A 24499-nucleotide genomic window follows, 5' to 3' on the forward strand; every position below is an offset into this window, starting at 1 on the left:
AAAACAATAGCTGTTTTATATTTGTTGTGTAAATAATTAATAGGTCTAACTATCGGTTTTCACTTTGTTTGCACGCGTAATGTGATGGATATCTAGGCAATATACAAGTGCAAGTTGGTAAATTATCAGCAAACCACTGCTCTTTCTTATCTTTGAGATACATTACCGTAACTTTTATGCACGCGTTTGCATCGAGATCACGAGTTTGTAAATTGGCGGAATAGGATCTTGTGTTTTTACGTGCTTCTGACATTGGTAGCTTTTAGTGAGAATTTTCACAATTCCACGAGTGGGGGCAATCGACTAAGGTCTATAAGCGGTTCGGTGTAGGTCGAGGAATGGTTCGCAAACAAAAGTAGTGGTTGGAAAGAATCGGTGCGCAGTTCCTGAATATTGACCAAACGTTCCAGCGCGTAAAAGCGATTGACGTATTGCTGAGTCTCTTTCGGCAATGTGAGTGCTTTGAAATCTCGACTGCCAGCCTTCTTTATCGCTCTAGCGACACGCCCTTCACCTGCGTTATAAGCTGCAAGGGTTAGCGCGATATCTTGATCAAATTTGTTATACAAAAACGCCAAATACGCCAATGCGGCTTTCGTGCTGGCTTTGGTATCAAAACGCTCATCCTGACTATTCGTTACTTGCAAACCAAAACGTGTTGCCGTCGCAGGGATCAACTGCCAGAGGCCCGCAGCATTGGCGTGCGAGACGGCTTTGGGGTTGTAGGAGGATTCCAGCATCGGCACCAGTACAAAGTTTGCGGGCAGAGATTTTTGCTTAAGCTGCTTAAAAATATGATCGAGTAGCGGGCTAACGGAATCGAGACGTTGGTTAATTTGTGTTTGGTAAGGAGCGAGTACTTGAAATTGTTGCTCGATGGTTTTGTTGTGCGGCTTGGCCAAAGTCAATGGAGACAAGAAGCTCCAGCAAAAAACAAAAAAGCCTACAGTCATCGACCGGGATGGCGGAAGACTCTGTAGGCAAAGCGAGAATCGTTGTTTAGAACGAACGCTCTTCATAAGTGTGTTGCACAGGTTGTTTGAGTTGACTGACTAACTCTTGGAACGCTGCAGAGCTTTGGCCATTGCTCTGATTGTCCTTTTGGCATTGTTTCACCAAGGATCCCAACAGCGTCCATTGTTTTCTCGCTTGCGTACCAATCTTGGCGGGCAAGGCATTGAAAATACGATTCACACTGGTCTCATTACAAGGCAATCCGAGTTTGCGCATTAACTGGCTTCTTTCACTTGCAGAACGACCAAGTTGATTCAAAATCGGCATTTGTTTTTGAATATTCTCGTTTAGCGCCTCACCATCGAACTTCAAATACAGTGCTTTTTGCTGCTGAATCAGCCCCGATAGTTGCTGGTAGAGTTTGACGTCTTCAGCGATAGAGCGAACAAACTTCTGAATGTGCTGCGATGCCGTCGTTGCCATGCATGACTCCTAGTGCGTTGTGTTACTCGTGACCAGTGTGAAATTGCATTACTGCTTTGGATAATGCTTGGGTATCTAGATTCAGTTCACCACGAGCTAACGCATTACGAATTTGTTCAACCTTCACCATGTCTACGTCTGGTAAGGATTTCATTTCAGCTTGAGCGCGATCGATCGCGGCTGTATTCGCTTGGAATGTAGGCTCGTTAATCTTGCTCTGTGCGACGGTGTCGACTGGCTTTTTGCTCGCCTGCTGGAATTTAGTTTGTGGGACATGACCGCCCGCGACCTTGTCGATTTTCATGCTGTTGTCCTCAATCATCATGTTCTAAATCGAATAGGCGACTAGGGTGTGATGAACATTAAATATTTATTTTTGTACTCGAAGTTCACCTACGCTGACGAGCATCTAAATCGAAAAATGATAACCTGAGTCCAAAATCAAAATTGGGTATGCACTTGGTTTAGCCCTGTCACAACCGCTCGTATCACCTTGCCAGAGCTGATGTTTTCTACTTCAATCTGCTGACCTTTCTTGCCTTGTTCTAAGGCGACTCCCTTGGTGCTGGCACTAAACCCATCCTTGCTGGCGATGATGATCACTTCGTTGCCTTTCTCGATCAATGGCGGCGAACTTAAGTTGGTAGGGGCAATGATTTGGCCTGCTCGAATGCGGCGGGTGGTTTCAAGCCCAATGGCTTGGTTTGCTTTTGTGAAGAAATCGTCTTGGCGTGAAATTGTGCGCGTTTCAGTTTTTAAGTTCGAGGCTGAGATGGATTCGTTACGTCCAATCGTACTGGTGGCAACGAGAACGGGAAGTGTCACCGCCGATTTAATGGTCACATTAATTCTCCATGGAGAGCTAACGTCTTCGCAACTGACCGCACGTTTTAAATTACCAACAGGCAGCGGGCGATTATCGCGTCCTGCGATTGCCAAAGGTGTGTCACAAAAAGGCAGGTGATTGGCAGAGCCTGGCACCCATATTTGATAGTCGAGTTGGTAAGCACCCCATTGGCGAGAGTGTGCCACTTGCGCCACCTCTCGCTCAAATTGGTCGCCGACGATGGCTTTTAACTCGTCTGCGGTGAGGTTTTTCTCATTCGCTAAAGCACTAAGTGAGCTTGCACTCAAAACCAAACCACAAAGCAGCATGATTGAGGGAAATGGACCTTTCCCCTTGGTTTGAATGGTTTCCGTAAACCGGAAGCGAGGCTTCCTTCCTTGTTTGTAATTCATTGATATATATAGCTAAATTTCATGGCATGCATCTTGTTTTGTTATTCGGTGTATTCGAGCCGATTTTAAGGAAAGATGCATGGCGATCACATTCGAAAATGCGTTAGGTGTACATCCAGAGGCACTCAATTTTCGCGTTCAGCGTACCAAAGTCCTCGCCAGTAACCTAGCAAATGTTGATACCCCAGGGTACTTGGCAAAGGACCTAAGTTTCACCACCGTGATGAATCAAATGTCAGCGGGCAGTGTGAACAAACCGGTGCCGAAGTTTCAGGTTGAGGCGCAATATTCGGTGCCTTACCAAAACAGCAAAGACGGCAACACTGTGGAACTGGGCGTTGAACAAGCCAAGTTCACGCAAAACAACATGGACTTTCAAACCAGCCTGACGTTTCTCAACATGAAATTCAGTGGCTTGGCGAAAGTGATTGAGGGACGTTAAACATGTCATTTACTGATATCTATTCGATCACTGGCTCGGCGATGACGGCGCAAACCGTTCGTCTGAACACGGTAGCCAGTAACCTTGCCAACGCCGACGCGGTGTCTGCCAATCCGGATGATGCCTACAAAGCACTGAAACCTGTGTTTGCCACTGTGTATCAGAAAACGCAGATGGCGACGGAAAACGGTGTTTATCCGAATGCGGAAGTGCGCATTGTGGATGTGGTGCAGAACGCGGGTCAGGCAGAAAAACGCTTCGAACCTAACAACCCGTTAGCGAACGACGAAGGCTACGTGTACTACCCAGACATTGATGTGGTGTCAGAGATGGCCGACATGATGTCCGCAACGCGCAGCTTTGAAACTAACGTGGAAGTGCTGACGAATGTGAAAAGCATGCAGCAAGGTCTGCTTCGACTAGGGCAGGGTAATTAATGAGTCTTGCACAATACACTGCGCTCTCTTCTGACGCACCTGTCGCAACGACCGCTAGTGGTGATACCGGCGGCATTTCTGCGAACCCATCGGATATGAACAGTGCAACGTCACTGCAAAACGAGTTTATCTCGCTCATGGTGGCGCAAATTCAAAACCAAGATCCACTTAACCCGCTCGATGGTACTGAGTATGTCAGCCAACTAGCGCAATTTTCGCAAGTTCAAAGTACTGAAAACATGTCGATGCTGATGCAAAACAGCATGGTATTGCTCGACAACATGCAGGTGCTTTCAACGGCAGGTTTGGTTGGTCAAACCGTGTATGTCTCTTCAAACGAATTTGAACTTGGTGAAGGCGTACAAAGCGGCAAGGTTGAGCTAGAACACGGTTCGAACCAAGTGACGTTAGTCGTTAAAGATGAGTTCGGCCAATCAACCAAAGTGCCTTTAGGTGCACATGGTGCGGGTGACGTTGAGTTCTCGATTAATCCCGAAGAGCTCGGTTTGAAGCCGGGTAAATACACCGTCGCGGTGGAAGTTCAAGAAGGGCAAAAGAGCCCAAATGTTTTGCTGGCAGGCACGGTTGAGCAGGTTCGTATTCCTAGCTCAGGTGGCGCAGCACTGGTCAATGTTCAAGGCGTTGGCAACGTTCCTTTCTATCAAATCACTCAGTTTGGTGCTTAACCAAATAAGGAAATCAGAGGTTATTTATGAGTTTTAACATCGCACTTAGTGGTCTGGACGCGACCAACACAGAGTTAAACACCATCAGCCACAACATTGCCAACGCATCAACGTACGGCTTTAAAGGTGGTCGCACAGAATTTGCCGCGGTTTACAATGGCATGCAGCCGGGCGGCGTAGAAGTGGCGTCGATTTCTCAGAACTTCGATAAGAATGGTTCGGTGACAGGCACGGGCCGTGCAATGGACTTGGCGATCAATGGCAGTGGTTTTTTCGTGACGAAAGATCACATGGGTCAGATGCTCTACACTCGCGCAGGTGTGTTTGGCACAGATAAGAACAACTTTGTGACCGCAAATAACGGTGCCAAGTTGCAAGGTTACAGCGTAGACAACAATGCGAATCTTCAAACTGGCTCTGTTGGCGACATCAAGGTTTCTACCTCTTCACTTAACGCAAAAGCGACCGACAATCTGGACTTTGTGGCGAACTTCGACGCAAGCGCAACGGCAGTCGACCAAGCGGTTTACCCATTCGATTCTTCCGATCCAAACTCATTCAACTCTTCTTACACAACTAAGGTGTACGACTCACTTGGCAACTCGCACACCGTAACTCAGTACTTCACCAAGACATCAGATAACGAATGGCAAGTGAACGTGGAAGTCGACGGTGCACCAACGACGCCAGCAACGGCTCAAACGGTTCAATTCAATACTGACGGCACGCTAGCTTCTCCAACGGGGTCTTTCAATGTTGCATTTCCAGCAGCAGGTGCAAACGCAATGAGCATTGATATCAGCTTGAACGGCAGTACTCAGTTTGGCGCTGCGTTTGGCGTGAGCACCAACAACCCGAACGGTTACACCTCTGGTGAGCTTGCGGGCGTTCGAGTGGAAGACAACGGCATGGTTTACGCGACTTACACTAATGGCCAGTCTCAGCTGCAAGGTCAGGTTGTGCTTGCGGATTTCGCTAACACGCAAGGTCTATCGAAAGTGAGCGGCACGGCTTGGACACAAAGCTTTAGCTCTGGCGCGCCAATCATGGGTGTTCCGGGTACAGGCACATTGGGTGACTTAACACCGGGTGCGCTAGAAGGCTCTAACGTTGACTTAACCAGCGAGCTGGTTGCGCTTATGACGGCGCAGCGTAACTACCAAGCGAATGCGAAAACCATTTCGACCAACGACAAGCTGACTCAAGCTCTGTTCAACGCGGTGTAATGGGAGAGTCGCATGGATAGCTTGTTATTTACTGCCACGTCGGGTGCGAGTCGAGTTCTTAAGGCTCAGCACGTACGTTCGAACAACTTATCGAACGCTGACACCGCAGGTTTCCGTGCCGATATGGAACGCGTGCGCAGCGTTGAGTTACAAGGTGCGGGCTTTGATGGCCGTACCATGGTGGTGACCAACTCAGCCGCAACGCGTTTTGATTCTGGCGACATCATGAAAACCGGTCGTCCTCTCGATGTGGCGATCATGGGCGAGGGCTACCTTACCGTTGAAACGCCAATTGGCAATGAAGCATACACCCGAGCGGGCAACATCAAAGTCGATACCTTTGGTGCAATGAGCATCAATGGCTTCCCTGTTGTCGGTGAAAACGGACCAATCGTTGTGCCTGATTTTCAGAAGATTGAAATCAGTGAACGTGGCCGCGTTTCTGTGATTCCTCCGGGTGGTGGTGCAGAAGTGGAAGTGGGCACCTTGAAGATGGTGAAACCACCAATCAACCAGCTGCAAAAAGAGAGCGACAGCTTGCTGCATAGCGTAGATGGTGTGCCTTTCCCAGCGGATGAAACCGTGCAGCTCTCTCCAGAGCACATTGAGGGCAGTAACGTGTCTGCCATTGATGAACTGCTGAGCGTAATGTCGCTGACACGTAATTTCGAAATGCAAGTTCGCATGATGAAAACCGCAGAAACCTTGGCGCAAGCCGGAAACAAATTGATGGCGGCGATATAAGCCTCTCAGCAAGGGATTCTCGTCCAAAGGAGATAACCAATGCATTCAGCATTATGGGTAAGTAAAACGGGCATGGCAGCTCAAGATACCAAAATGACTGCCATCTCTAACAACCTAGCGAACGTTAACACGGTCGGCTTTAAGCGTGACCGCGTGGTGTTTGAAGACTTGTTTTACAGCATTCAGCGTCAGCCGGGCGCGCAAGTCGACCAAGTGAATGAACTGCCAAGCGGTGTTCAGCTTGGTTCTGGTGTTCGCGTAGTCGGTACGCAGAAAGTCTTCACCCAAGGCAACACACAAAACACCACTCAAGAGTTGGATTTAGCGGTGATGGGGCAAGGCTTCTTCCAAATCGAAAACTCTGACGGTCAGATCATGTACACGCGTAATGGTCAGTTCCACATCAACTCAGAGGGTTTGATGGTTAACAGCCAAGGTTTGCCACTAGAGCCACAAATTCAAATCCCGGACAACGCGATTTCGTTCTCTGTGGGTGTGGATGGCACGGTAACAACCACATCGGCTGACGATCCAACGCCGCAGCAACTGGGTCAAATCACGCTGGCGAAGTTCATCAACCCAGCCGGTCTAGAAGCCGTTGGCGGTAACTTGTTCCGTGAGACAGAAGCAAGTGGTCCTGCTGATGAGTTAATTGCGGGCGAAGACGGTGCGGGCAGCATCAAACAGGGCGCTTTAGAAGGTTCAAACGTGCAGGTAGTTGAAGAGATGGTCGACATGATCACCACTCAACGCGCGTACGAGATGAACGCCAAAGTGGTTTCTGCCGCAGACGACATGCTGAAGTTTGTCGCGCAATCGATGTAAGTAAGAAATTGGTGATGATGAAGGATAAAGCAATGAAATGGCTTTCGAAGAGTTGGGCAGTTGCCGTCGTGTTGCTGGTGGGATGTGCAGGTCGTGATGAGTTTATTCCGCCTGAACCAAACACAGAGGAATACGCGCCACCAGTGTTGGATTACACCTTGCCAGAGACCAAGTCCGGCAGCCTTTATCGTCACCAATACACCATGACGTTATTTCAAGATCGCCGAGCCTACCGAGTCGGTGATGTTTTGACCGTGCAGCTCTCTGAAGAAACCTCTTCAAGCAAGAAAGCGGGCACACAGTTTGGCAAAAGCTCAACGGTAGACTTTGCCGCGCCAACCATTGGCACCAAAACCATTGATGAGCTAGGTGTGAGTGTCGATGGCAGTCGCAGCTTTGATGGCAGCGCATCCAGCTCGCAAGGTAACAAATTACAAGGTGCGATCACCGTGACGGTACATGAGGTACTACCAAATGGCGTGCTTCGCATTAGCGGTGAAAAGTGGCTTCGACTTAACCAAGGCGACGAGTTTATTCGCCTAACAGGCATTGTGCGCGTGGATGATATCAACCGCAGCAACCAAGTGTCTTCTCAACGTATCGCGGATGCTCGCATTACCTACGCTGGTCGTGGCGCATTAGCCGACAGCAACGCAGCCGGGTGGCTGACTCAGTTCTTCAACAGCCCATGGGTACCATTCTAATGAAGCCAATTAATGCATTCTTTACCTCTTTCCTATTGGCTCTGACCTTGGGACTTCCTGCCACTTCACAAGCCGAAGTGGAAATTCCGATCATGGACTTGGTGGATGTGCAGGGCATCCGAGAAAACCAATTGGTCGGTTACGGTTTAGTCGTGGGCTTGGCCGGTCAAGGCGACCGTAACCAAGTGAAATTCACCGCTCAATCGATTACCAACATGCTGCGCCAATTTGGGGTCCAGATTGATGACAGCATGAACCCTAAATTACGTAACGTGGCGTCCGTAAGTGTTACCGCATCCGTTGACCCAATGGCGGGACCGGGTCAAACACTGGACGTAGTAGTTTCTTCTATCGGCGATGCGAAAAGCTTACGTGGCGGCACGTTACTGCTGACGCCACTGCGCGGTATCGATGGCGAAGTGTATGCCATCGCTCAAGGTAGTGTGGTGGTGGGGGGCTTATCCGCCGAGGGTAAAAGCGGCTCTAAAGTAGAAGTAAACACACCAACCGCTGGCCGAATTCCTAATGGAGCAACGTTGGAGCGAGAAATCGAAACTGATTTTAACCAGCGTGACGAAATCACGTTGAATCTGCGCAAACCAAGCTTCACAACGGCGAAGAACATCGCCCGTGAAATCAACAATAACTTTGGTCCAAACGTAGCGAAAGCGATCAACAAAGCGCGCGTCGAAATGCGAGCACCAATGGACACTCAACAGCGTGTCACCATGATGTCGATGCTAGAAGAGATGAGCGTGGAAGAGGGCCGTAAACCAGCTCGAATCGTCTTCAACTCACGTACGGGTACGGTGGTGATTGGTAAGAACGTTAAGGTTGGTGAAGCGGCAGTAAGCCACGGCAACTTGACTGTTCGAATCTCCGAATCTCAACAAGTCAGTCAACCGAACGCGTTTGCTGATGGTGAAACCAAAGTCGTGGATCAAACCCAAATCGAAGTAAACGAAGAACAAGCGCAAATGGTGATTTGGCCTCCGGGCACGGAACTGAACACCATCGTCAACGCTGTAAACAGCTTAGGTGCAACGCCAACGGATCTGATGTCGATTCTGCAAGCATTGAACGAAGCGGGCGCGCTGAATGCTGAGCTTGTGGTGATTTAAGGAGTTAGCGATGAAGTTAGACACGAGCGGCGATCAAGCACAACTCAATACCATGCTGTATCACGACAACAGCGCCCTAGCGAGCATCAAGAAAAGCCGCGATCAAGAAGGTGCTCTTGAAGTGGTTGCGGGTCAATTCGAGGCGATGTTTCTACAAATGGTGCTACGTCAAATGCGCAGCAGCAGTGATGTATTGGCCGACAAAGACAGCCCGTTTGCTAGCCAACAACAAGGTGTGTTTCGCGATATGTACGATGGGCAGTTAGCGATGGAGCTGGCGAAAAAACAGAACTCTGGTATCGCCAATATGCTGATCCAACAACTTAGCCCTTCAATGCGCGAAGTGGCGTTCGACCAGTCACGTAATGTCTCTCCGGCGAACGATGGAAAAGTGGTCAGCCTTGAACGTACATCACAACTTGAAAGCGATGAAATCGCGATGAAGACCGACGCAGTTAATCCCACGCTGCAAGCGGTCGCCTCTGTTAAACAAGTGCTCGGTGAAGCCGGAATGACGACCGCGTTTACTCAGCCGCTGATCAGGAAAATGGAGCTGTAAATGAACCTTGTTAATATCGCCCTTTCAGGCTTAAACGCGAACCGTGTGGCGTTGGATGTGACCGCGCAAAACGTGGCAAACATCAATACGCCCGGATACAGCCGCCAACAAGCGCTAACCGCGTCTGTTGGTGACGGTAAGTACAACAAGCTCAGCCCTGGAATGGGTGTTGAAGTGACGAGCATTCGCCGTGTCACAGACCAATTCTTGGTGAAGCAAACGTGGTCGACCAACAGTTTAGCGGCGTATTCAGCGGGTTATACCACCGCCATGAGCCAGCTTGAAAACACGCTTGGTGCGGATGGTTTTAGCGTTTCTGCGGGGTTAGATTCCCTTAATGCTGCGCTGAATGATGCCACAGTAAAACCAGAATCAATCCCATACCGTCAGCAAATCATTAATGAATCGGAAGCGTTAGCACGCCGATTCAATACTTTAACCGAGTCGCTTCACAATCAGCACAAGGACATGAGTGAGCAGCGTAATGCCGCGTTGAGCCATGCCAATAGTTTGATGGCGAACATTGCTCAGGTAAACAAGCAGATTGTCGAAATGCAAGGCACAGGTGGTAACCCAGCGCAGTTGATGGACACTCGCGATGCGTTGATTGGTGAGCTTTCTCAAATCGTTGAAATCAAAACTACCGACCAACCAGACGACAGCATGCAAGTGACGCTCGCTTCTGGTCAGCCTTTGGTAATGGGATCGGATTATGGTCAGCTGACAGCGAAGCCAGATCCAAGCGACCCATACCTTGCGGATTTGAGTGTCGATTTCGCCTCGCAAAGCTTTGTCATTGACCATTCGGTAGGCGGCAAGTTGGGCGCGATTAACGATTATCAAACCGAAGTGCTTAAGCCAAACCAAGTCGCTTTGGATGACATGGCAAAAGCATTGGCGGATGAATACAACGCTGTGCTGGCAACAGGGCAAGATCTCAACGGCAATCCCGGCAAGCCATTGTTTAGCTACGATCCAGCAAACCCAGCAGAAAGCCTCACCATTACTGATATCAGCGCGGAAGAATTAGCGTTCTCCAGTGATGGCACTCCGGGTAATGCAGATGTGTTGAATGACCTAATTCAACTGAGCAATAAGCCAGTTTCAGTCACTGGCTATGGCTCGCTGAGCTTAAACGATGCGTTCACCGCAATGGTCGGTGAAACGGCGATCAAAGCACGCCAAGCAGAAGCGGATTATGAAGCTAAAGCGGCAATGAACAAACAAGCGCATGCCGCGCGCGACAACGTCAGTGCGGTGAACAGCGATGAAGAAGCGGCGAATCTGATGACATTTGCTAACGCACATAACGCCAACATGAAAGTCATTAGCACCGCTAACCAGCTTTTCGACTCTGTATTGCAGTTATTCTAAAAGGAACCCGAGATGCGAATCAGTGACAGTCAATTTAGCCAAATGATGCTGCAAAGCTTGCAAACCAACAACGCAGGTTTGGGGCATGTTCTTCAACAAATGGCCACGGGTGACCGACTAACCAAGCTTTCTGACGATCCTATGGCGTCGATAAAGCTACTGAACCTTGAACGTGAAAACAGCGCGATCGGCCAGTACCAGAGTAATATCGCCAATCTGAAAACCACACTTTCTGCTCAAGAAACCCATTTGGATTCGGTCAACGAGAGCTTGAAGAGTGTGCGTGATTTGGTGCTTTGGGGCGCGAACGGCACATTAACCGATGAAGACCGTAGCGGCATGATCATCGAACTAAAAAGCTACCGTGATTCGATTGAATCCTCATTCAACGCGCAAGACGAAGAAGGCCACTACCTGTTTTCTGGTACTCAGACGGACACGCCAGCGGTGAGTAATGCAGGCGGTGCGTACCAAGTTGATGGCAACAGCGACAAGCGCGTGGTAACTGTCGCAAAGGGCGTGACCATGGATTCCAATATGACGGCGAAAGAGATTCTGGAGCTTGGTGGTGGCGATAACGTATTGAACCAAATCGATGCTTTGATTGCAGAATTTGAGAGCCCGAGTCCGCATTTTCAAGCGGAAGTAGACGCTAGCTTATCTGCCATTGATGATACCTTGGCGAACGTACTGGGGGCGATGACAGAAATCGGTGGTCGCCATAACAACCTCGACCTAATGGATAGCGCACACGGCGAAAACAAGCTGTTCGTTGACAAAGTGACCAGTGACTTATCGGCATTGGATTACGGTGAGGCGTCAGTACGTTTGAGCAACTACATGGCGGCGTTACAAGCAACGCAAGCTAGCTACGTGAAGATCAACGATCTCAACCTGTTTGATCGTATTTAAGGAAGTTTTGTATGGTGATGAGCACAGTAGAGGTAAGACCCCATAGCATACGCTTAGGTGGGCAAGAACAAGCCTCTATCATGCCAACCCGCTCAGCGGATTCGAGCAGTGCGATCAAGCCGCGTCCTACGCAAGTTCAGGCTGACACCGCGTCAGCCTATTCCGTTTCTGGCATTCAGCTTACTCGAGGTCAGCAACAAGCAACTGTAGTGCAAATCGCTTCTAAATCGTTGCAAGTGATCGGTAAAGAGCTGACTCAAATCAAGCGAGGTTTGACCCAAGCTGTCAACCAAGGCGTGCAGAATGTTCCCGGTCTGCAAGAAGGGTTAGTACGTTCTAAAGCGTCGATTAAACAGGTGGTTGAACAGGCGCGCTTTGACGGGCAGAAAGTGATTGATAACGAACTGCACCTCAAACTGGATAAAGAGGATATTCGCCGTTTCTCCATCCCCGGTTTGAACGTGCATCGTTTGAGTGAGAAAGCCGAGCAAATCCGCTTAGACTTTCCGCAAGGTCAATCGGTTATGATCCAATTTGATGGTCAAGCCGATGGTGCGCGCACTGTGAAAATGCTCGACCGCAGTTTGATTGCGATGGGCATGCGAGCTTCACTGGCAGAAGACGGCACCATTTTGTTTGAAGCGCGCGATACGGCATATCAACAAATGCAGCAAAAGGTGCTAGTGACGGGGGAAGGTCATCGTTTTCCTGCAGGACAAGCGAATGTTCTGAACCTAAAATCAGAACCGGATGGCATCGCTGAGTTGAGCTTTGATTTAGGCTCTCGTGATGGAATCAAGCAAACCATCGCCAAAGTGAATCAGCACATAAGACAAGTGCAAACCAGCTTGGAAGAAGCCAAAGCGTTTCACGGTGAGTTGAACTCGCAAATGCGTACGGTGCAGAGCCAATCCAAGCAGTTAAGTGCTGCTGATGTCAATGCGAAACTCGATGGTTTTATGGCCACTTCCGGTCAGTTTAGCTCGACATTCCAAGCGCTGAATGCACAAGCAAATGTTCGTCGTCATACGGTTGTGGCGCTGTTGAAATAGCTCTTTATTTGAAATAGACCCAGTTGGAATAGCGCTTTAAGAACACTCCAAGATTCCCTTCTCAATTCATCGGTGGTTGCGTAACCCAGAAAAGAGTTGGGAATCACCTTTCTAGTTCGCGATTAAAAGAGAGATTCCAGACACTTCGTTCCTCAGTTCTGGAATGACGATCTTTGGATATTGAGTTCTATGAACTTCGTCAGTCACGCATTCCGCCTTAGAATTCGTCCACCGCTCAATACTCTTCTGGGTCATTCTCGAGAGCGACGAAGGAGCGACGTCGGGAATCTCTTTCTAAGCTCAAACCCTATTCCGCGTGCTCGACAGGCTCTGCGACCGAGCTGTGGAGTTTTTGGAATAACCATCCTAATCCAATCAGTGATGCGCCTAGACCCAAGAAGCTGATCGCACGCCAGAAGCCATCCAATGAGCGAACATCCCACAAGAACACCTTAAGCGCGACGCACGCCAGTACGGCTAAGCCAATGCGTTGAATCGTCATTGCTTTGCGTGTTGCGCCAACCCAAGTCAGCAAGCCTCCGACAATCAAACCAGCAATCGAGTAAGTAAACAGCTCTGCCATGCCAGTTGGCTGAGCTAGCGTCATAGAGATAGGTTGCCAGAACTGGCGAATCGACATACCTAGCCAAACGGCCGCTAAGATAAGACCAAAGCTGGCAACAACAGGACGTGGGATCTGCAATGTGTTCCAACGCTTATAAGTGGTTACTAGCAAGACAACCGCAGGCAGCAGCCAGCCAAGAGACAGCATGTTGAACACAGGCATGGATTCAGCGGAAACATTATTGACCACCAACGGCGATTCAAGGCTATTGAGCAGCATCATCAGCACAACAAAAGCGCCCCAAAGTAGATAGCTATAAGCTTGATAAACGCGTTCTAGTTGCTGCGCGAACTGGCTGCGATAGCTATAAACCAACCCCATCACCAATGCTTGGTTAGCAAACACAATTGCCGAAGTGAAATCGATGTAGCCCAGATAACCGTATTGTCCTGTGAGCCAGTAGTTGGTTTGGGTGAACACCGCCATCAAGAAGACGTGTAAGAGCGCTCCTTCAAACCAATTGGCGAGTTCCGTATCTGAGCGATGTAAAACAGTGCGAGCGTAAGCAAGAATCGCTAACGACGGCAGGTAACTGATCAGCACCCAAGCCCAGTGCCCCGCATTGACAGGTTGCCACTCTGGAATAAGCGGTAACAGCGTAAGACGTGCGACTAAGATGCCCATTGCGACTTTCACTGCCCACTTCGCTGGGCGGAAAACATTGGCTTGAGTTTGCAACGCCATAACCGCCACTTGAATCGAAATAGCAGTCGTGAGCCATGTGTCATTCAGCCAAACGAAAGCCGTTCCGGCAATGATGGCATGCATGATGGCTGAGCACTCCAACGCCAGCGCTTTGAACCTGTGTCCAAGTAAGGCGTAGTAAACCGCAATTGAAGCGGTGAAGAGTGTCCAACCTAAAACATGACGGCTCATAAACTCGTAGGTGTACAGCAGGGTAATCAAGGTCATCCCAGGGGCGAGCACAAGGAAGAGGATACCCGTTAGTTGAGATCGGTCACCTGCGAGTGTCTGGAATAATGTTCTCAGTGCAATCAACAGGATACTAATGCCGATCGCGACTAGTACTGGCGTTTGTCTTTCAGCCATATAGATAGATTCAAGCGCAATAGAAAGCAGCATGACCGCGGTAGAAGGCACCAACATCGATGGTAAATAAACTCTTAATGACCAAGTTTTGCGAACGGCTGGTAGCCAAATCATTGCAGTAAAGAAGGCATAGAAGTAAATCATCTCAGCGGTATCAACGCTAGACATTCGAGCCAGTGCCGACAGCACTAACAAGGTAATCGCGAGAGCAATACCTGTCGGTGGATGTGTCCATTTGCCTTGGCAATGACGGTAACGCGGTTTGAGCATCCAACCCATTCTTGGCACCGCAAACAGCAGGTACAAACTCAGAGAAAGGAAGATCGCAAGCCATGAGAAAAGTTGTTCTATTGGCATGCTCTCAATCAGCAACAGCATCCACAAAATATGCGGCACGGTAATCGATGGTGAAATCCAAGCGTGTCGGATCTTTTGCATCAGTAGCGTTGCGGCAACTGAAATCGCAGTGATGTAACCAGCGAGTAAGTAATAGTTAGGCTCTGCACCCCCAATCCAAAGTGGTGCTGAATAGCCACCGATTAAGCCGAGCACGGCCATCAAAGGCCCTTGGCGCAGAGAAAGCGCTAAGCTCGAAAATGCCGCGCCCGCTAAAATTACCAGTGATGCACCTGGTGATAAGAGCTGATAGAAGACAAACGCAAAGATCACCGTGCAGTAGATGCCAGTTAACCCTGTTCCGTTAATGGCGGCAGGAACGTAGGTAAAGCCTTTTGCTCGTTTTGCTCGGTCTGGGGATTTTTGTTCACGGTGGTGGAACCATTCACCTGCTATCACGGTAGCAAGAGAGATGGAGAATGCGATGGTCACGCGCATGATTGGAGAGAACTCAATGTGACTGCCAATCACTTGTACGAGGTAACCGCCACCAATCAACATGGCGAGCGCACCAACCCAAACCAACCAGTTTTCTTGGATGTTGGTCAGCAGTTTATTGGCTTGTTTCTCGAACACGGATTCACTGCTCTGCGCCAGCTCACCGATATGAACTTCATCGGCTGAAGGGAGGCTCGGTTCAACAATTGGCTGTGGCGCTTGTTTCGCTGCTAGAGGTGTAACTTTCGACTCAGACTCCGTTGCTGGCGTTGGTTTATTGGGTTGTGTAGCGTTTTCAGTTGGCGTTGGAACATGCTGTGCCTGAGGCGCATCGTGTTGCTCAGGTTTAAAAGTCGGCGATGCGCCTTTCTCAAACCAACGCGCATGAAGCTCTGCCAGCTCTTTATGAAGCTGAGACACTTCGTCCTCTAGCCTCGATATTCGACTGACAGCTTTCAACGTGATGAGCATGGCGAAAATCGCCAAGATAACCGCTAATGAGATAAACAACTGCTGCACTCCCTATCCGTTGTTTGAGAATCCTTAACTTTGAGCAACTTAGCTAAGCTTAGTTCACTGTGTGACAAGCTAACGGGATATACAACACTGAACAAGAAATTTGAGAGGAAGTCGCATATTTGAACGAAAACTGGCGGAGCATCCACACTAAACTAATCTTTTTTATAGAGTTAATCGGTTTTGGGTGAAAGCTCACCAGAACAATAACAAATTAGGTGATGATAAATGCAAGTGGGCAACGAAGCGCTGGTGCTGTCGGCGGTTGGGGTAATAGGTTTAGGTTGTCAGTGGTTAGCGTGGCGAATGCGTTTGCCTGCCATTCTCTTCTTACTGTTAGCGGGCATCATTGTTGGCCCGCTCCTGCAATGGCTCAACCCAGACGAGATTCTTGGGGATTTGCTTTTCCCCTTAGTTTCCCTCGCGGTGGCAGTGATTTTGTTTGAGGGCAGTCTAACCCTGAATTTTAAAGAGATTCGCGGCGTTAGTGGCTCCGTTTGGAGCATCGTCTCTGTCGGTGCAATCATTTCTTGGGTGGCCACCAGTGTGGCAACGCACTACTTTCTTAATTTTACTTGGGAGCTTTCAATCTTGTTCGCCAGTTTAACCGTGGTTACTGGTCCAACGGTGATTGTACCGTTGCTGCGAACCGTGCGGCCAACCTCAAAACTGGCCAATATTCTGCGTTGGGAAGGCATACTCATTGACCCGTTAGGTGCGCTGTTTGTGGTGATGGTGTACGAATTTATTGTTTCGCACAATGCGGTGAATAGCGTTGAGGTGTTTGCTACTATCATTGCGATAGGTTTGATTATTGGTGCTTTGTCTGGTGCTGCTGTGGCAACCATTTTGCGTAGAGCTTGGTTGCCGGAGTACCTTCAGCCGTTTGCGGTATTGATGGTGGTACTCGGTGTGTTCTCGATCTCTAATCAGATGGAATCGGAAGCGGGCCTACTGACGGTCACCGTGATGGGGATGTGGTTAGCAAACGCTAAGGGCATCAACATTCAGCAGATCCTCCACTTCAAAGAGCACTTAACCATCTTGTTGATAACAGGATTGTTCATCTTCCTAGCGGCACGCATCAGTCTGGATGATTTCGCGGCGCTTGGTAGCGGTGCGGTGTTGCTGTTTGTTTTCATGCAGTTGGTGTCACGTCCACTTTCGATTTTCGTTTCAACCATTCGTAGTAACCTAACCTTCAAAGATAAGCTGTTCCTCTCTTGGGTTGCGCCGCGCGGTATTGTTGCAGCATCCATTTCGTCTCTGTTTGCCATCAAGCTAACAGAATATGGCATTTCAGAAGCCATGCTGTTAGTACCAATGACCTTCATGGTGATCATCGGTACGGTAGTGTTGCAAAGTGCGACGGCGCGTCCTATGGCTAAAGCGTTGGGTGTGGCTGAGCCTGCGCCAAGAGGCTTCCTATTGATTGGCGCAAACCGAGTGGCGCAAGAGATAGGTAAAGCGCTGGCGAGATACGATCGCAAAGTTTTGCTCACCGATTCGAACTGGGACTACATTAGCCAAGTTCGCATGTTGGGCCTAGACCATTACTACGGCAATCCGATTTCCAGCCACGCCGATGACAACTTGAACCTAATTGGTATCGGTCAAGTGGTGGCACTGACGCCAGACCAACATTTCAACATCATGGCTTGTATGCAATTTGTCAGCGAGTTTGGCGAAGATAAAGTACATTGTCTGCAGAAAAACAAAACCAACGGCAGTGAAAAACACTCGGTTGCGGAAGAGTATCACGGCAAACTGCTGATGGGTGGCAATGTTAGTTACGCCCAAATGGCCAGTTTGTTGAGCCAAGGTGCAGAAATCAAACACACCAAACTAAGTGAGAGTTTTACCTACCAAGATTACCTTGAGCACCACAAAGACAATCTGGTGATTCCGCTTTTCCATGTTGAAGAGAAAGGCAGAATTCAATTCTGTGATGATCCAGACCAGTTCACGCCACCTATAACCAGCACGGTGGTGGCGCTTATTCAATCGGTCGAGACTCAATAGCCTAAATGACATAGAGAACTGCCACTCTTGGCACATCGGAGTGGCAACATTGTTAATCGTTACCCAAGCTTAATGGAGCAGTGAAGCGCAGTGTTTTAAACGCAGCGACTCGATATGCTCTCTTAGTCATAAAGCGAGAGCGCACAAGGCTCGATTCGGAAAATAAATTGTTCAATTTCCGAATTTTCGCATTGACGGCAATGACAAGGATCGCAATACTGCGCGACTGTTTTACTTTAGGGTGACATTATGGCTCCGCAATCTAATCGCAAAGACTTACATCTTGATGCTGTTTTACATCATGACATGAACATGAAAAACAAAACGGCGGGCTTTGAGTATGTCGAGTTTGAGCATTGCGCTTTGCCTGAATGTGACTTTAACGCCATCGATCTTTCGAGTGAGTTCCTTGGCCACTCATTGGCACTGCCATTTTTGATCAGTTCAATGACTGGCGGCGCAAAAGATGCAGAGATCATCAACTGCCGTTTGGCAGAAGCCGCGAGTGAAATGGGCATTGCGATGGGTGTTGGCTCGCAGCGAGTGAGCCTAGAAGACAGTCTTCACTCAGGTTTGGGCAAAACCATTCGTGATCTCGCTAAAGGCGTGCCTTTGTATTCCAACTTAGGTGCTGCCCAACTGAGAGACCAACAACGTCTCGACAACGCCCAACGTGCGGTGGACTTTATCCAAGCGGACGCTTTATTTGTGCATCTCAACCCTATGCAAGAAGCCTTTCAGCAGAATGGGGATCATGATTGGATTGGTGTGCTTAAGTCGATTGAGCAACTAAAACAGCGCGTCGATGTACCGATGATCATCAAAGAGGTCGGCTTTGGCATCAGTGGCACGGTAGCAAAACAACTTGTCGAAGCTGGCGTGGATGCGATTGATGTTGCCGGTGCTGGTGGCACAAGTTGGTCTGCAGTTGAGGGTTACTGTCAGACAGACAACAAAATGCAGCGCGCAGCCGAATTGTTCCGTGATTGGGGTATTCCAACGGCTCAGTGCCTAGAGCAAATTCGCACCCAATACCCAGACTTACCTTTAATTGCTTCCGGTGGCGTGTATAACGGCTTAGAAGCTGCGAAAGCGGTACATCTTGGCGCCAACCTTGTTGGACAAGCCGGAGCGGTGTTAAAAGCAGCAACCATCAGCACAGAGTCTATCGTCGAGCACTTTGAACAAATGGCATTAGAGCTGCGTTTAGCGTGCTTTGGTACAGGTTCTGCGAATCTTCGAGCACTGACTCAAGCTCGTCGTCTTTAAACTTCATTACTCACGTTCATTGACTTATCGATGTGGTTAGATTGTATTTGTTGAATCTTGCCTCCTTTACGGAGCGAGAGTCGATAAATTGTCGTTGGTTTAACACGAGCAGTGATATTTTGGGTATAGTTCATTCATCAATTGAAAGTGGAACCTGAATTTATGAAAAAACTGGTAATGCTACTGCTAGCGGCAACAGCGCTAACAGCATGTTCTGACGAAGTAGGTACAGAAGCTTGGTGTAAAGACATGCGTGAAAAGCCAAAGACAGAATGGACAACAGACAACGCAGTTGATTTCGCGAAGCATTGTGTTCTGCAAGATGGCATCGGTAGCGAACAGTGGTGTGAAGACCTAAAAGAAAAACCAAAAGGTGAATGGACGGCAAACGAAGCAACAGGTTTTGCTAAGCACTGCGTGTTCTAGATTGATCGAACAAAAAAGAGAAAGCCGAGCATTAGCCTCGGCTTTCTTGTATCTGTCTGTTGACTCTCAATTTTTCGTTCCATTTTTGCAAACCTGATTTGCTTATCTTTATTTCGTCTTATTGGACTGGCATGGTTGTCGTCATTCCAATAAGAGAGGACTAAAAAATGGAAGTACTCAAAGGCTCATGTCTATGTGGCAAGGTAAAACTCGAAGTGGCGGATGAATTCAAATACATGGGCAATTGTCATTGCTCTGAATGCCGCAAATTTACCGGATCCGATTACTCGTCAGCGGGTGGCATTGCATTGGATAAACTGATTGTGATTGAGGGCGCGGAACACATCCAAACCTATCAGAAGAGCGCCAATACCGAACTCTCATTCTGCCGTCACTGCGGCTCTAGCCTTTACTCGAAGAAGAACAACGGTTTAGTGAATATTCATCTAGGCATCCTTGATGATCCCCCTTGTGACAAACCCAGCTTTCATATTTTTGTGGGCTCTAAAGCACCGTGGAATGAGATTACTGATGACCTTAAGCAATTTGAAGCTGCGCCTAAGCTATAAGTTGGTTTAAGGCCGAGCGCTGCGCTAAATTAAAAAGCCTTTAACGTAGAGAGATAGAGCCATTCAAGAGAGTGGCTCTTTTCTTTTTTTAAGGCCAACAACATCTTGTCTCTCTTTGTTGGTTAATTTGCAGTCAGATTTTTTGTAACTGTTTTATCTGTAAGTAAATCCGAGTGAAAGTGCGTCTTACATCTAATTTTGAAGGCGAGTGCTTATGATAGGCTCACGTCAATTGAGCAGCATATTCATTGCTATGAAGCACCTTTTTCTCTCTTCATTTAAAAGTGCTGCTCCCAACATCAATTTATCTCGATAAATTAGGACCCAACGATGGCGAAAGCATTAAAAATCGAATCAGGTCGTTACTTAAATATGGATCATGTAGTGACGTTCTCATTAGCGAATGAAACCATTGAAGTTACCTCGACCATTCAAGCGTTTACGTCGATTCATATTGGTATAAAAGGTAAGACAGATTACGCCGATTACTTTGTCTCAATTCAAGAGTTTCATCGAATTAAGCGAGAGCTTTGTGACTATATGGGAATCGACGAACCAACGCTAATAGTTGACTAATCACTCAAAAATTACAACAAAATGACACGTACAGTATGTAATGCTGCAACTTTTAGTCTAACTTTTAACCATCACTGGCTAGGTGAGCAATAACACGGCGGCGAAGATCGTCCGTTAACTAAATACAATAAGGGACATTATGTCTGATAAATATATCTCAATGATCCAGGAGTTTTTTCAGGTCTTTGAAGCTTTGAATCAACATGTCTTTGATTCCTTCGGTGAAATGGCAACGTGGGAAACACAGTTAGTAAGGCTTGATATTGACCAAGGTGATAAGGAGCAGTCGTATGACGTGGCGCAGATTGCGAGCATGCTTAACTTCTCCGAAGACACTGTACAATCATTCCTAGTGGTCTACAGCTTCTTGAGCAACAACCTTTATGATCTCATTGGCAATCGCGAATACGAAGATTGGGGAACAGATGGCAATAGCCTTCAAGTGGAATATTCCGATCTCACCATCGAATCGTTTGATGCTAACCAAATTGCACCACTTATGGAGCGTCGTGTTTACTTCGAATGGACATTTGAAGCTCTACAGCGCACCTACGATGACATGATGGCAATCAGCCACGGTAGGATTGCCTGATACGTATAACGTCTTATTAAACACCAAAGCCGCTTTCTAGAGCGGCTTTGTTTTTTAGGGCTGTAAAGCGATTCTGTTTCCTCTTCTTACAACTCTTAAATTAAAATCTCTCGGCTAATCACGTATTGTGATGATTAGCGATTCACTTGTTAGAAGAACAAATATGAAAAAAACAATCTCAACAATGGTTTTGGCAATGGCGTTGGCCGGCTGTGATGACGCAAGCAAAGCCATTGATCAAGCACAAGAAGCCGCAAACAAAGCGATTGATACAGTTCAAGAGCAGATGGAATCGGTAGAAGACGCATTCAACCTTGATCAATTTGGTGACGCTGCTGAATCAGCAGAGGAGTTAGCGGCATCGGTTGAAGAAGCAATGAATGTGGATTTCAGTGATCCGCAGGCCTTAATTGAAGCCAAAGAACACATTGCCAATGCGTACGCTTGTTTGGTGGAGGCGTCTTCTGAATCGACAGTGGATAAGGTGATGGACAAAGTAATGTCATCCATTGGCAGCGAGGAAACCAAATCTCTGATTGAAGAGGGCATTGAGAAAGCACAAGCCGCAAAAGAGTGCGTGATGTAATCGCTCTCGGCGAATCAAACCGATGAAAAAGGGGATGGTGATATCCCCTTTGTTGTTTCTATTCGCCTTACCATCGTAGTAAGAAAACGGCTTGTAGTCGCCCGTGGTTCCGAGACGTAACGTGCCTGATTTTTGAATATTTTCCAGCTTATCGGCTTGAGCCACGCCGGAAAGCGCCAGTGCTACGGAAGCAAGTAAAAGAGTTGTTTTATTCATAATCATTCTTTTGATGTGTTGTGTTTGTGTGCATGACTCAAAGTAACAGGAAGTGTCAGTAAAACAGATCAAACCAATTGGAAAAAACACGATATTGAAGAAAAACTTTCCAACATTAAATGTGATTGCATTTGCGAGTTTATACGTATGAAAAGCAAACTTTTTCTGATGAATGGCAGAGTGTTATGAATCGAGTTCACCCTAAAAAGCTACTGCAAAGCAAATGGACAGCAGCAGAGCCAGTAAACAAAGAAAAGCATTTCATCATTTCAGAAATGGAGTTTGATGAAGAAGGCAACGTAGTGAGGTGCGTTATTGAAGCGGTCATGACGAAGCGAGAAAGAGAAGTGGATTGGCACGACTTAAAAGACTCACAAAAATGGCGTCAAGGGTGGAAGTAGCCTTGGCGCGAAGACCAAAAACGAGATGGCGTTAGAAAAGTCACCAAAATCAATAGGCTCGCGGTAGAGACTTTGCTATTAATTGATGAAGGTTTTATTTATGTTCTAAGGGAACGCCATGATCGATTTCGAAAACTCATCGATATTCAAACTCAAGCCGATTGAAACTTCAAAGGTACGAGAGGACTTCCATAAATTCTTAATTGATGGGGAGAGCATTTTTGCAGGTTTCAAAACGGTGCGTGACCAAGTCGTGTTCACCAACAAGCGCGTTATTGCGGCCAATGTGCAAGGGATTACGGGATCAAAAGTCGACTACACTTCTTTGCCATACAGCAAGATCAATGCGTTCTCGATTGAAACATCTGGTACGCTTGATCTGGATTGTGAGATTGAACTATTCCTCAGTGAAGTAGGGCGAGTGCGCTTTGAGATCAGAGGTTCATTCGACTTGGTTTCTTTCAACAAAATGATCAGTGAGCATGTTCTCGCCTAGGCATTCTCGCAGGGACTAAAGACAGACCAAAGACAAGGAGGCAGTATGGCAGTGCGAAGTGATTTGAAAGAGAAGAAGAGTGAAGGGAATTCAACACCGACTCAACATCTTCTGGCTATATTGGGATTTACGGCCGGTGTGATCTTTTATCTGATGATTCGTTAATCTGAGCTTTGATACTTAACGCTTCAGAATTCAATCACCACCTTCAAAGGGAGCCCTCACGGCTTCCTTTTTCATTCCCTTCATTTGGTTTATACCTCTACAGAGAGAAATCGTCGCTTAAGGTCACTTAATGATATGAGCGTGCTTGCGTAATGATTTGTCGCACGATATTTTCACCTTCTGTTAGGTAAAAGTAGCATTTCCATCGTTTAGGGATGTTTGCTATCACCGAGCAATTTGATGTTTGAATGGCGATATGAGGTGAGTTATCGATACCCAAATTTATGATGTATTCTGCTCTGAGGATGCGCAAGGTAATCCTTGTGGCGTAGTGTTTTTGTCTGAGTGGTTGAGTGACTCAGAGATGTTGGAGATAACTCAAAGTATCGCCCAACCTATCACCTCATTCCTTTGTTGTGTGGATGGGCGTTGGTGGATTCGTTGGTTTTCTTTGGCCAGTGAAATCAACTTGTGTGGTCATGGCAGTATGGGCGCTGGCGCGGCGTTGATTGCTCATCTAAACCAACGCTCTGTTAAGTTGCACAGTAATTATGGGGACATCACCATTGCTAAGCATGGTACTCAGTACCAAATGGCTTTGCCTGCATGGGATGCCAGTCCTGTTCCTGCCAGTTTAGATTTACAGTTATTAAACTTAGAGCAATCTGGTGTGCAAGTGTTAGATGTTGTCACTACCCGAGAACTTGTGGTGGTGTTAGCGTCTGAGCAGCAAGTGAAACAGTACCAGCCGGATTTTGAGCGCCTCTGCCAAATCCGAGACTTTCATGCTGTGATGGTCACCGCTCAAAGTGGGCCTAACGATTATGTTTTGCGTTACTTTGCGCCAAAAATCGGCATCAATGAGGATATCGCAACAGGGTCAGCACAGTGCTCACTCGCTCCCTATTGGTTTAAGAAGTTGGATGTAGATAACCTCAATGCTAGTCAACTTTCCTCAAAAGGCGGCTTTTTCCAAGTCGCGAAACTCAGCTCTGGTACGTTAGTGATATATGCATCAGCGCGATTAAGAGAGTAGTATGGCTAACGAGTTACACCAGAAAGAAAAAATACAGGAAGCAGACGAACGCCAGTAGCGTCGCTGAAAGTACAGGATAGATGATGTAAGAATCATCGTTGCTGGTGCGCTGGTAGCAGAAAGAAACCAGCAAGATATTATAAACCACGAGCAGCAGACTGATCATGGTGCCGCTGTTGAGGTTGAGACTTGATAGTTGAGTGAGAAAAAATGTCAGTAACAGGTAGTCGAAAATGATCAGCCAGAGAAAGGCTTTTTTGAGCGAGTCATTTTTTGATTTATTGGGCGCAGGTACGGACATATCGAACTCAACTACACAAATTTCAGCAATATTATCGTTGGGGAAAAGGTCACGCAGAGGG

Annotated in this window: 28 protein-coding genes and 1 pseudogene; 22 read left to right on the top strand and 7 right to left on the bottom strand. The window is 47.7% G+C overall.

Going from position 1 to position 24499, the window contains the following annotated elements; all coding sequences use genetic code 11:
- Nucleotides 1–275: 275 nt before the first annotated feature.
- The 4 genes from KIV40_RS12700 to flgA form a co-directional block, all read right to left on the bottom strand.
- On the bottom strand, nucleotides 276–953 hold the full coding sequence (locus tag KIV40_RS12700; RefSeq protein WP_051117070.1) for a lytic transglycosylase domain-containing protein: 678 nt from the start codon (nucleotides 951–953) through the stop codon (nucleotides 276–278).
- Nucleotides 954–999: 46 nt separating this feature from the next.
- Nucleotides 1000–1437 carry a flagellar protein FlgN gene (locus KIV40_RS12705; protein WP_285349519.1) on the bottom strand — a complete coding sequence of 146 codons (438 nt, stop codon included), beginning with the start codon at nucleotides 1435–1437 and terminating at the stop codon, nucleotides 1000–1002.
- Between the two features lie 22 nt (nucleotides 1438–1459).
- On the bottom strand, nucleotides 1460–1741 hold the full coding sequence (gene flgM / locus KIV40_RS12710; RefSeq protein WP_010645334.1) for a flagellar biosynthesis anti-sigma factor FlgM: 282 nt from the start codon (nucleotides 1739–1741) through the stop codon (nucleotides 1460–1462).
- A gap of 137 nt (nucleotides 1742–1878) precedes the next feature.
- Nucleotides 1879–2676: a flagellar basal body P-ring formation chaperone FlgA gene (flgA, locus tag KIV40_RS12715; protein WP_285349521.1), complete on the bottom strand. Its 798-nt coding sequence runs from the start codon at nucleotides 2674–2676 to the stop codon at nucleotides 1879–1881.
- A 79-nt stretch (nucleotides 2677–2755) separates the two neighbouring features.
- On the opposite strand from flgA, the gene flgB reads away from it, so the two are divergent.
- Genes flgB through KIV40_RS12775 form a run of 12 tightly spaced genes read left to right on the top strand, consistent with a single transcriptional unit; the run spans nucleotide 2756 to nucleotide 12758 of the window.
- Nucleotides 2756–3118: a flagellar basal body rod protein FlgB gene (flgB, locus tag KIV40_RS12720; RefSeq protein WP_005432433.1), complete on the top strand. Its 363-nt coding sequence runs from the start codon at nucleotides 2756–2758 to the stop codon at nucleotides 3116–3118.
- 2 nt (nucleotides 3119–3120) lie between these two features.
- Entirely contained in the window at nucleotides 3121–3555 is a 435-nt protein-coding gene (flgC, locus tag KIV40_RS12725; RefSeq protein ID WP_005432431.1) for a flagellar basal body rod protein FlgC, read from the top strand.
- Nucleotides 3555–4241, top strand: a complete 687-nt coding sequence (flgD, locus tag KIV40_RS12730) for a flagellar hook assembly protein FlgD (RefSeq protein ID WP_005535962.1) — start codon at nucleotides 3555–3557, stop codon at nucleotides 4239–4241. Before flgC ends, flgD begins: the two co-directional genes overlap by 1 nt.
- A 26-nt stretch (nucleotides 4242–4267) precedes the next feature.
- Nucleotides 4268–5467 (top strand): flagellar hook protein FlgE, encoded by a 1200-nt coding sequence (flgE, locus tag KIV40_RS12735; protein WP_005432427.1) that lies wholly within the window; start codon nucleotides 4268–4270, stop codon nucleotides 5465–5467.
- A 12-nt stretch (nucleotides 5468–5479) separates the two neighbouring features.
- A complete protein-coding gene (gene flgF, locus KIV40_RS12740) occupies nucleotides 5480–6211 on the top strand; it encodes a flagellar basal-body rod protein FlgF (protein ID WP_285349525.1) in 732 nt (243 codons plus the stop codon).
- A gap of 39 nt (nucleotides 6212–6250) precedes the next feature.
- Nucleotides 6251–7036, top strand: coding sequence for a flagellar basal-body rod protein FlgG (gene flgG / locus KIV40_RS12745; RefSeq protein ID WP_005432423.1), 786 nt, complete (start codon nucleotides 6251–6253; stop codon nucleotides 7034–7036).
- A 32-nt stretch (nucleotides 7037–7068) separates the two neighbouring features.
- On the top strand, nucleotides 7069–7740 hold the full coding sequence (flgH, locus tag KIV40_RS12750; protein ID WP_050910658.1) for a flagellar basal body L-ring protein FlgH: 672 nt from the start codon (nucleotides 7069–7071) through the stop codon (nucleotides 7738–7740).
- The gene (locus tag KIV40_RS12755; protein WP_285349528.1) at nucleotides 7740–8861 is read left to right on the top strand and encodes a flagellar basal body P-ring protein FlgI; all 1122 of its coding nucleotides are present in this window, start codon (nucleotides 7740–7742) and stop codon (nucleotides 8859–8861) included. The genes flgH and KIV40_RS12755 overlap by 1 nt, the downstream gene beginning before the upstream one ends.
- A 10-nt stretch (nucleotides 8862–8871) precedes the next feature.
- Entirely contained in the window at nucleotides 8872–9420 is a 549-nt protein-coding gene (locus KIV40_RS12760; protein ID WP_104026033.1) for a rod-binding protein, read from the top strand.
- The gene (gene flgK, locus KIV40_RS12765; protein ID WP_285349532.1) at nucleotides 9421–10794 is read left to right on the top strand and encodes a flagellar hook-associated protein FlgK; all 1374 of its coding nucleotides are present in this window, start codon (nucleotides 9421–9423) and stop codon (nucleotides 10792–10794) included.
- A gap of 12 nt (nucleotides 10795–10806) precedes the next feature.
- The gene (gene flgL / locus KIV40_RS12770; protein ID WP_285349534.1) at nucleotides 10807–11706 is read left to right on the top strand and encodes a flagellar hook-associated protein FlgL; all 900 of its coding nucleotides are present in this window, start codon (nucleotides 10807–10809) and stop codon (nucleotides 11704–11706) included.
- Between the two features lie 11 nt (nucleotides 11707–11717).
- Nucleotides 11718–12758, top strand: a complete 1041-nt coding sequence (locus tag KIV40_RS12775; protein WP_285349536.1) for a flagellin — start codon at nucleotides 11718–11720, stop codon at nucleotides 12756–12758.
- A gap of 307 nt (nucleotides 12759–13065) precedes the next feature.
- Here KIV40_RS12775 and KIV40_RS12780 read toward each other — a convergent pair whose 3' ends face one another.
- Nucleotides 13066–15786 carry a DUF2339 domain-containing protein gene (locus KIV40_RS12780; RefSeq protein ID WP_285349538.1) on the bottom strand — a complete coding sequence of 907 codons (2721 nt, stop codon included), beginning with the start codon at nucleotides 15784–15786 and terminating at the stop codon, nucleotides 13066–13068.
- A 225-nt stretch (nucleotides 15787–16011) separates the two neighbouring features.
- Between KIV40_RS12780 and KIV40_RS12785 the strand changes: the two genes are divergently transcribed.
- From KIV40_RS12785 to KIV40_RS12815, 7 genes are all read left to right on the top strand, one after another.
- The gene (locus KIV40_RS12785) at nucleotides 16012–17805 is read left to right on the top strand and encodes a sodium:proton antiporter (RefSeq protein ID WP_285349540.1); all 1794 of its coding nucleotides are present in this window, start codon (nucleotides 16012–16014) and stop codon (nucleotides 17803–17805) included.
- Between the two features lie 249 nt (nucleotides 17806–18054).
- A complete protein-coding gene (fni, locus tag KIV40_RS12790) occupies nucleotides 18055–19074 on the top strand; it encodes a type 2 isopentenyl-diphosphate Delta-isomerase (protein WP_285349542.1) in 1020 nt (339 codons plus the stop codon).
- 162 nt (nucleotides 19075–19236) lie between these two features.
- Nucleotides 19237–19500 carry a DUF3012 domain-containing protein gene (locus tag KIV40_RS12795; RefSeq protein WP_005432388.1) on the top strand — a complete coding sequence of 88 codons (264 nt, stop codon included), beginning with the start codon at nucleotides 19237–19239 and terminating at the stop codon, nucleotides 19498–19500.
- A gap of 167 nt (nucleotides 19501–19667) precedes the next feature.
- Nucleotides 19668–20069, top strand: coding sequence for a GFA family protein (locus KIV40_RS12800; protein ID WP_285349544.1), 402 nt, complete (start codon nucleotides 19668–19670; stop codon nucleotides 20067–20069).
- A gap of 330 nt (nucleotides 20070–20399) precedes the next feature.
- On the top strand, nucleotides 20400–20645 hold the full coding sequence (locus KIV40_RS12805) for a hypothetical protein (RefSeq protein ID WP_005432384.1): 246 nt from the start codon (nucleotides 20400–20402) through the stop codon (nucleotides 20643–20645).
- Between the two features lie 139 nt (nucleotides 20646–20784).
- Nucleotides 20785–21237, top strand: coding sequence for a hypothetical protein (locus KIV40_RS12810; protein ID WP_005432382.1), 453 nt, complete (start codon nucleotides 20785–20787; stop codon nucleotides 21235–21237).
- A gap of 163 nt (nucleotides 21238–21400) precedes the next feature.
- Entirely contained in the window at nucleotides 21401–21823 is a 423-nt protein-coding gene (locus KIV40_RS12815) for a hypothetical protein (RefSeq protein WP_005432381.1), read from the top strand.
- Nucleotides 21824–21889: 66 nt separating this feature from the next.
- Here KIV40_RS12815 and KIV40_RS12820 read toward each other — a convergent pair.
- Nucleotides 21890–22039: pseudogene (locus KIV40_RS12820) on the bottom strand (cyclohexadienyl dehydratase); the annotation flags it as partial.
- Nucleotides 22040–22224: 185 nt separating this feature from the next.
- Here KIV40_RS12820 and KIV40_RS12825 point away from each other — a divergent pair.
- The 3 genes from KIV40_RS12825 (at nucleotide 22225) to KIV40_RS12835 (ending at nucleotide 24137) form a co-directional block, all read left to right on the top strand.
- Nucleotides 22225–22440, top strand: a complete 216-nt coding sequence (locus tag KIV40_RS12825; protein WP_134976218.1) for a TIGR02450 family Trp-rich protein — start codon at nucleotides 22225–22227, stop codon at nucleotides 22438–22440.
- Nucleotides 22441–22558: 118 nt separating this feature from the next.
- A complete protein-coding gene (locus KIV40_RS12830) occupies nucleotides 22559–22936 on the top strand; it encodes a PH domain-containing protein (protein ID WP_005432371.1) in 378 nt (125 codons plus the stop codon).
- A gap of 445 nt (nucleotides 22937–23381) precedes the next feature.
- On the top strand, nucleotides 23382–24137 hold the full coding sequence (locus KIV40_RS12835; protein WP_285349563.1) for a PhzF family phenazine biosynthesis protein: 756 nt from the start codon (nucleotides 23382–23384) through the stop codon (nucleotides 24135–24137).
- Between the two features lie 13 nt (nucleotides 24138–24150).
- Here the strand turns inward: KIV40_RS12835 and KIV40_RS12840 are convergent, their stop codons facing one another.
- Complete coding sequence (locus KIV40_RS12840) at nucleotides 24151–24438, bottom strand: hypothetical protein (protein ID WP_005432364.1); 288 nt, start codon at nucleotides 24436–24438, stop codon at nucleotides 24151–24153.
- Nucleotides 24439–24499 lie beyond the last annotated feature (61 nt).

It is taken from the genome of Vibrio sp. D173a (genome assembly GCF_030248475.1).

What these genes read in the sequence shown, in the direction of transcription:
- KIV40_RS12775 (WP_285349536.1), top strand. Translation starts at nt 11,718, where the DNA reads ATGGTGATGAGCACAGTAGAGGTAAGACCCCATAGCATACGCTTAGGT.
- KIV40_RS12825 (WP_134976218.1), top strand. Translation starts at nt 22,225, where the DNA reads ATGAATCGAGTTCACCCTAAAAAGCTACTGCAAAGCAAATGGACAGCA.
- KIV40_RS12795 (WP_005432388.1), top strand. Translation starts at nt 19,237, where the DNA reads ATGAAAAAACTGGTAATGCTACTGCTAGCGGCAACAGCGCTAACAGCA.
- KIV40_RS12800 (WP_285349544.1), top strand. Translation starts at nt 19,668, where the DNA reads ATGGAAGTACTCAAAGGCTCATGTCTATGTGGCAAGGTAAAACTCGAA.
- fni (WP_285349542.1), top strand. Translation starts at nt 18,055, where the DNA reads ATGGCTCCGCAATCTAATCGCAAAGACTTACATCTTGATGCTGTTTTA.
- flgL (WP_285349534.1), top strand. Translation starts at nt 10,807, where the DNA reads ATGCGAATCAGTGACAGTCAATTTAGCCAAATGATGCTGCAAAGCTTG.
- flgH (WP_050910658.1), top strand. Translation starts at nt 7,069, where the DNA reads ATGAAATGGCTTTCGAAGAGTTGGGCAGTTGCCGTCGTGTTGCTGGTG.
- KIV40_RS12755 (WP_285349528.1), top strand. Translation starts at nt 7,740, where the DNA reads ATGAAGCCAATTAATGCATTCTTTACCTCTTTCCTATTGGCTCTGACC.
- flgC (WP_005432431.1), top strand. Translation starts at nt 3,121, where the DNA reads ATGTCATTTACTGATATCTATTCGATCACTGGCTCGGCGATGACGGCG.
- KIV40_RS12760 (WP_104026033.1), top strand. Translation starts at nt 8,872, where the DNA reads ATGAAGTTAGACACGAGCGGCGATCAAGCACAACTCAATACCATGCTG.
- KIV40_RS12810 (WP_005432382.1), top strand. Translation starts at nt 20,785, where the DNA reads ATGTCTGATAAATATATCTCAATGATCCAGGAGTTTTTTCAGGTCTTT.
- KIV40_RS12805 (WP_005432384.1), top strand. Translation starts at nt 20,400, where the DNA reads ATGGCGAAAGCATTAAAAATCGAATCAGGTCGTTACTTAAATATGGAT.
- flgK (WP_285349532.1), top strand. Translation starts at nt 9,421, where the DNA reads ATGAACCTTGTTAATATCGCCCTTTCAGGCTTAAACGCGAACCGTGTG.
- flgF (WP_285349525.1), top strand. Translation starts at nt 5,480, where the DNA reads ATGGATAGCTTGTTATTTACTGCCACGTCGGGTGCGAGTCGAGTTCTT.
- flgA (WP_285349521.1), bottom strand. Translation starts at nt 2,676, where the DNA reads ATGAATTACAAACAAGGAAGGAAGCCTCGCTTCCGGTTTACGGAAACC.
- KIV40_RS12840 (WP_005432364.1), bottom strand. Translation starts at nt 24,438, where the DNA reads ATGTCCGTACCTGCGCCCAATAAATCAAAAAATGACTCGCTCAAAAAA.
- KIV40_RS12705 (WP_285349519.1), bottom strand. Translation starts at nt 1,437, where the DNA reads ATGGCAACGACGGCATCGCAGCACATTCAGAAGTTTGTTCGCTCTATC.
- flgD (WP_005535962.1), top strand. Translation starts at nt 3,555, where the DNA reads ATGAGTCTTGCACAATACACTGCGCTCTCTTCTGACGCACCTGTCGCA.
- flgE (WP_005432427.1), top strand. Translation starts at nt 4,268, where the DNA reads ATGAGTTTTAACATCGCACTTAGTGGTCTGGACGCGACCAACACAGAG.
- KIV40_RS12815 (WP_005432381.1), top strand. Translation starts at nt 21,401, where the DNA reads ATGAAAAAAACAATCTCAACAATGGTTTTGGCAATGGCGTTGGCCGGC.
- KIV40_RS12700 (WP_051117070.1), bottom strand. Translation starts at nt 953, where the DNA reads ATGACTGTAGGCTTTTTTGTTTTTTGCTGGAGCTTCTTGTCTCCATTG.
- flgM (WP_010645334.1), bottom strand. Translation starts at nt 1,741, where the DNA reads ATGAAAATCGACAAGGTCGCGGGCGGTCATGTCCCACAAACTAAATTC.
- KIV40_RS12785 (WP_285349540.1), top strand. Translation starts at nt 16,012, where the DNA reads ATGCAAGTGGGCAACGAAGCGCTGGTGCTGTCGGCGGTTGGGGTAATA.
- KIV40_RS12830 (WP_005432371.1), top strand. Translation starts at nt 22,559, where the DNA reads ATGATCGATTTCGAAAACTCATCGATATTCAAACTCAAGCCGATTGAA.
- flgB (WP_005432433.1), top strand. Translation starts at nt 2,756, where the DNA reads ATGGCGATCACATTCGAAAATGCGTTAGGTGTACATCCAGAGGCACTC.
- flgG (WP_005432423.1), top strand. Translation starts at nt 6,251, where the DNA reads ATGCATTCAGCATTATGGGTAAGTAAAACGGGCATGGCAGCTCAAGAT.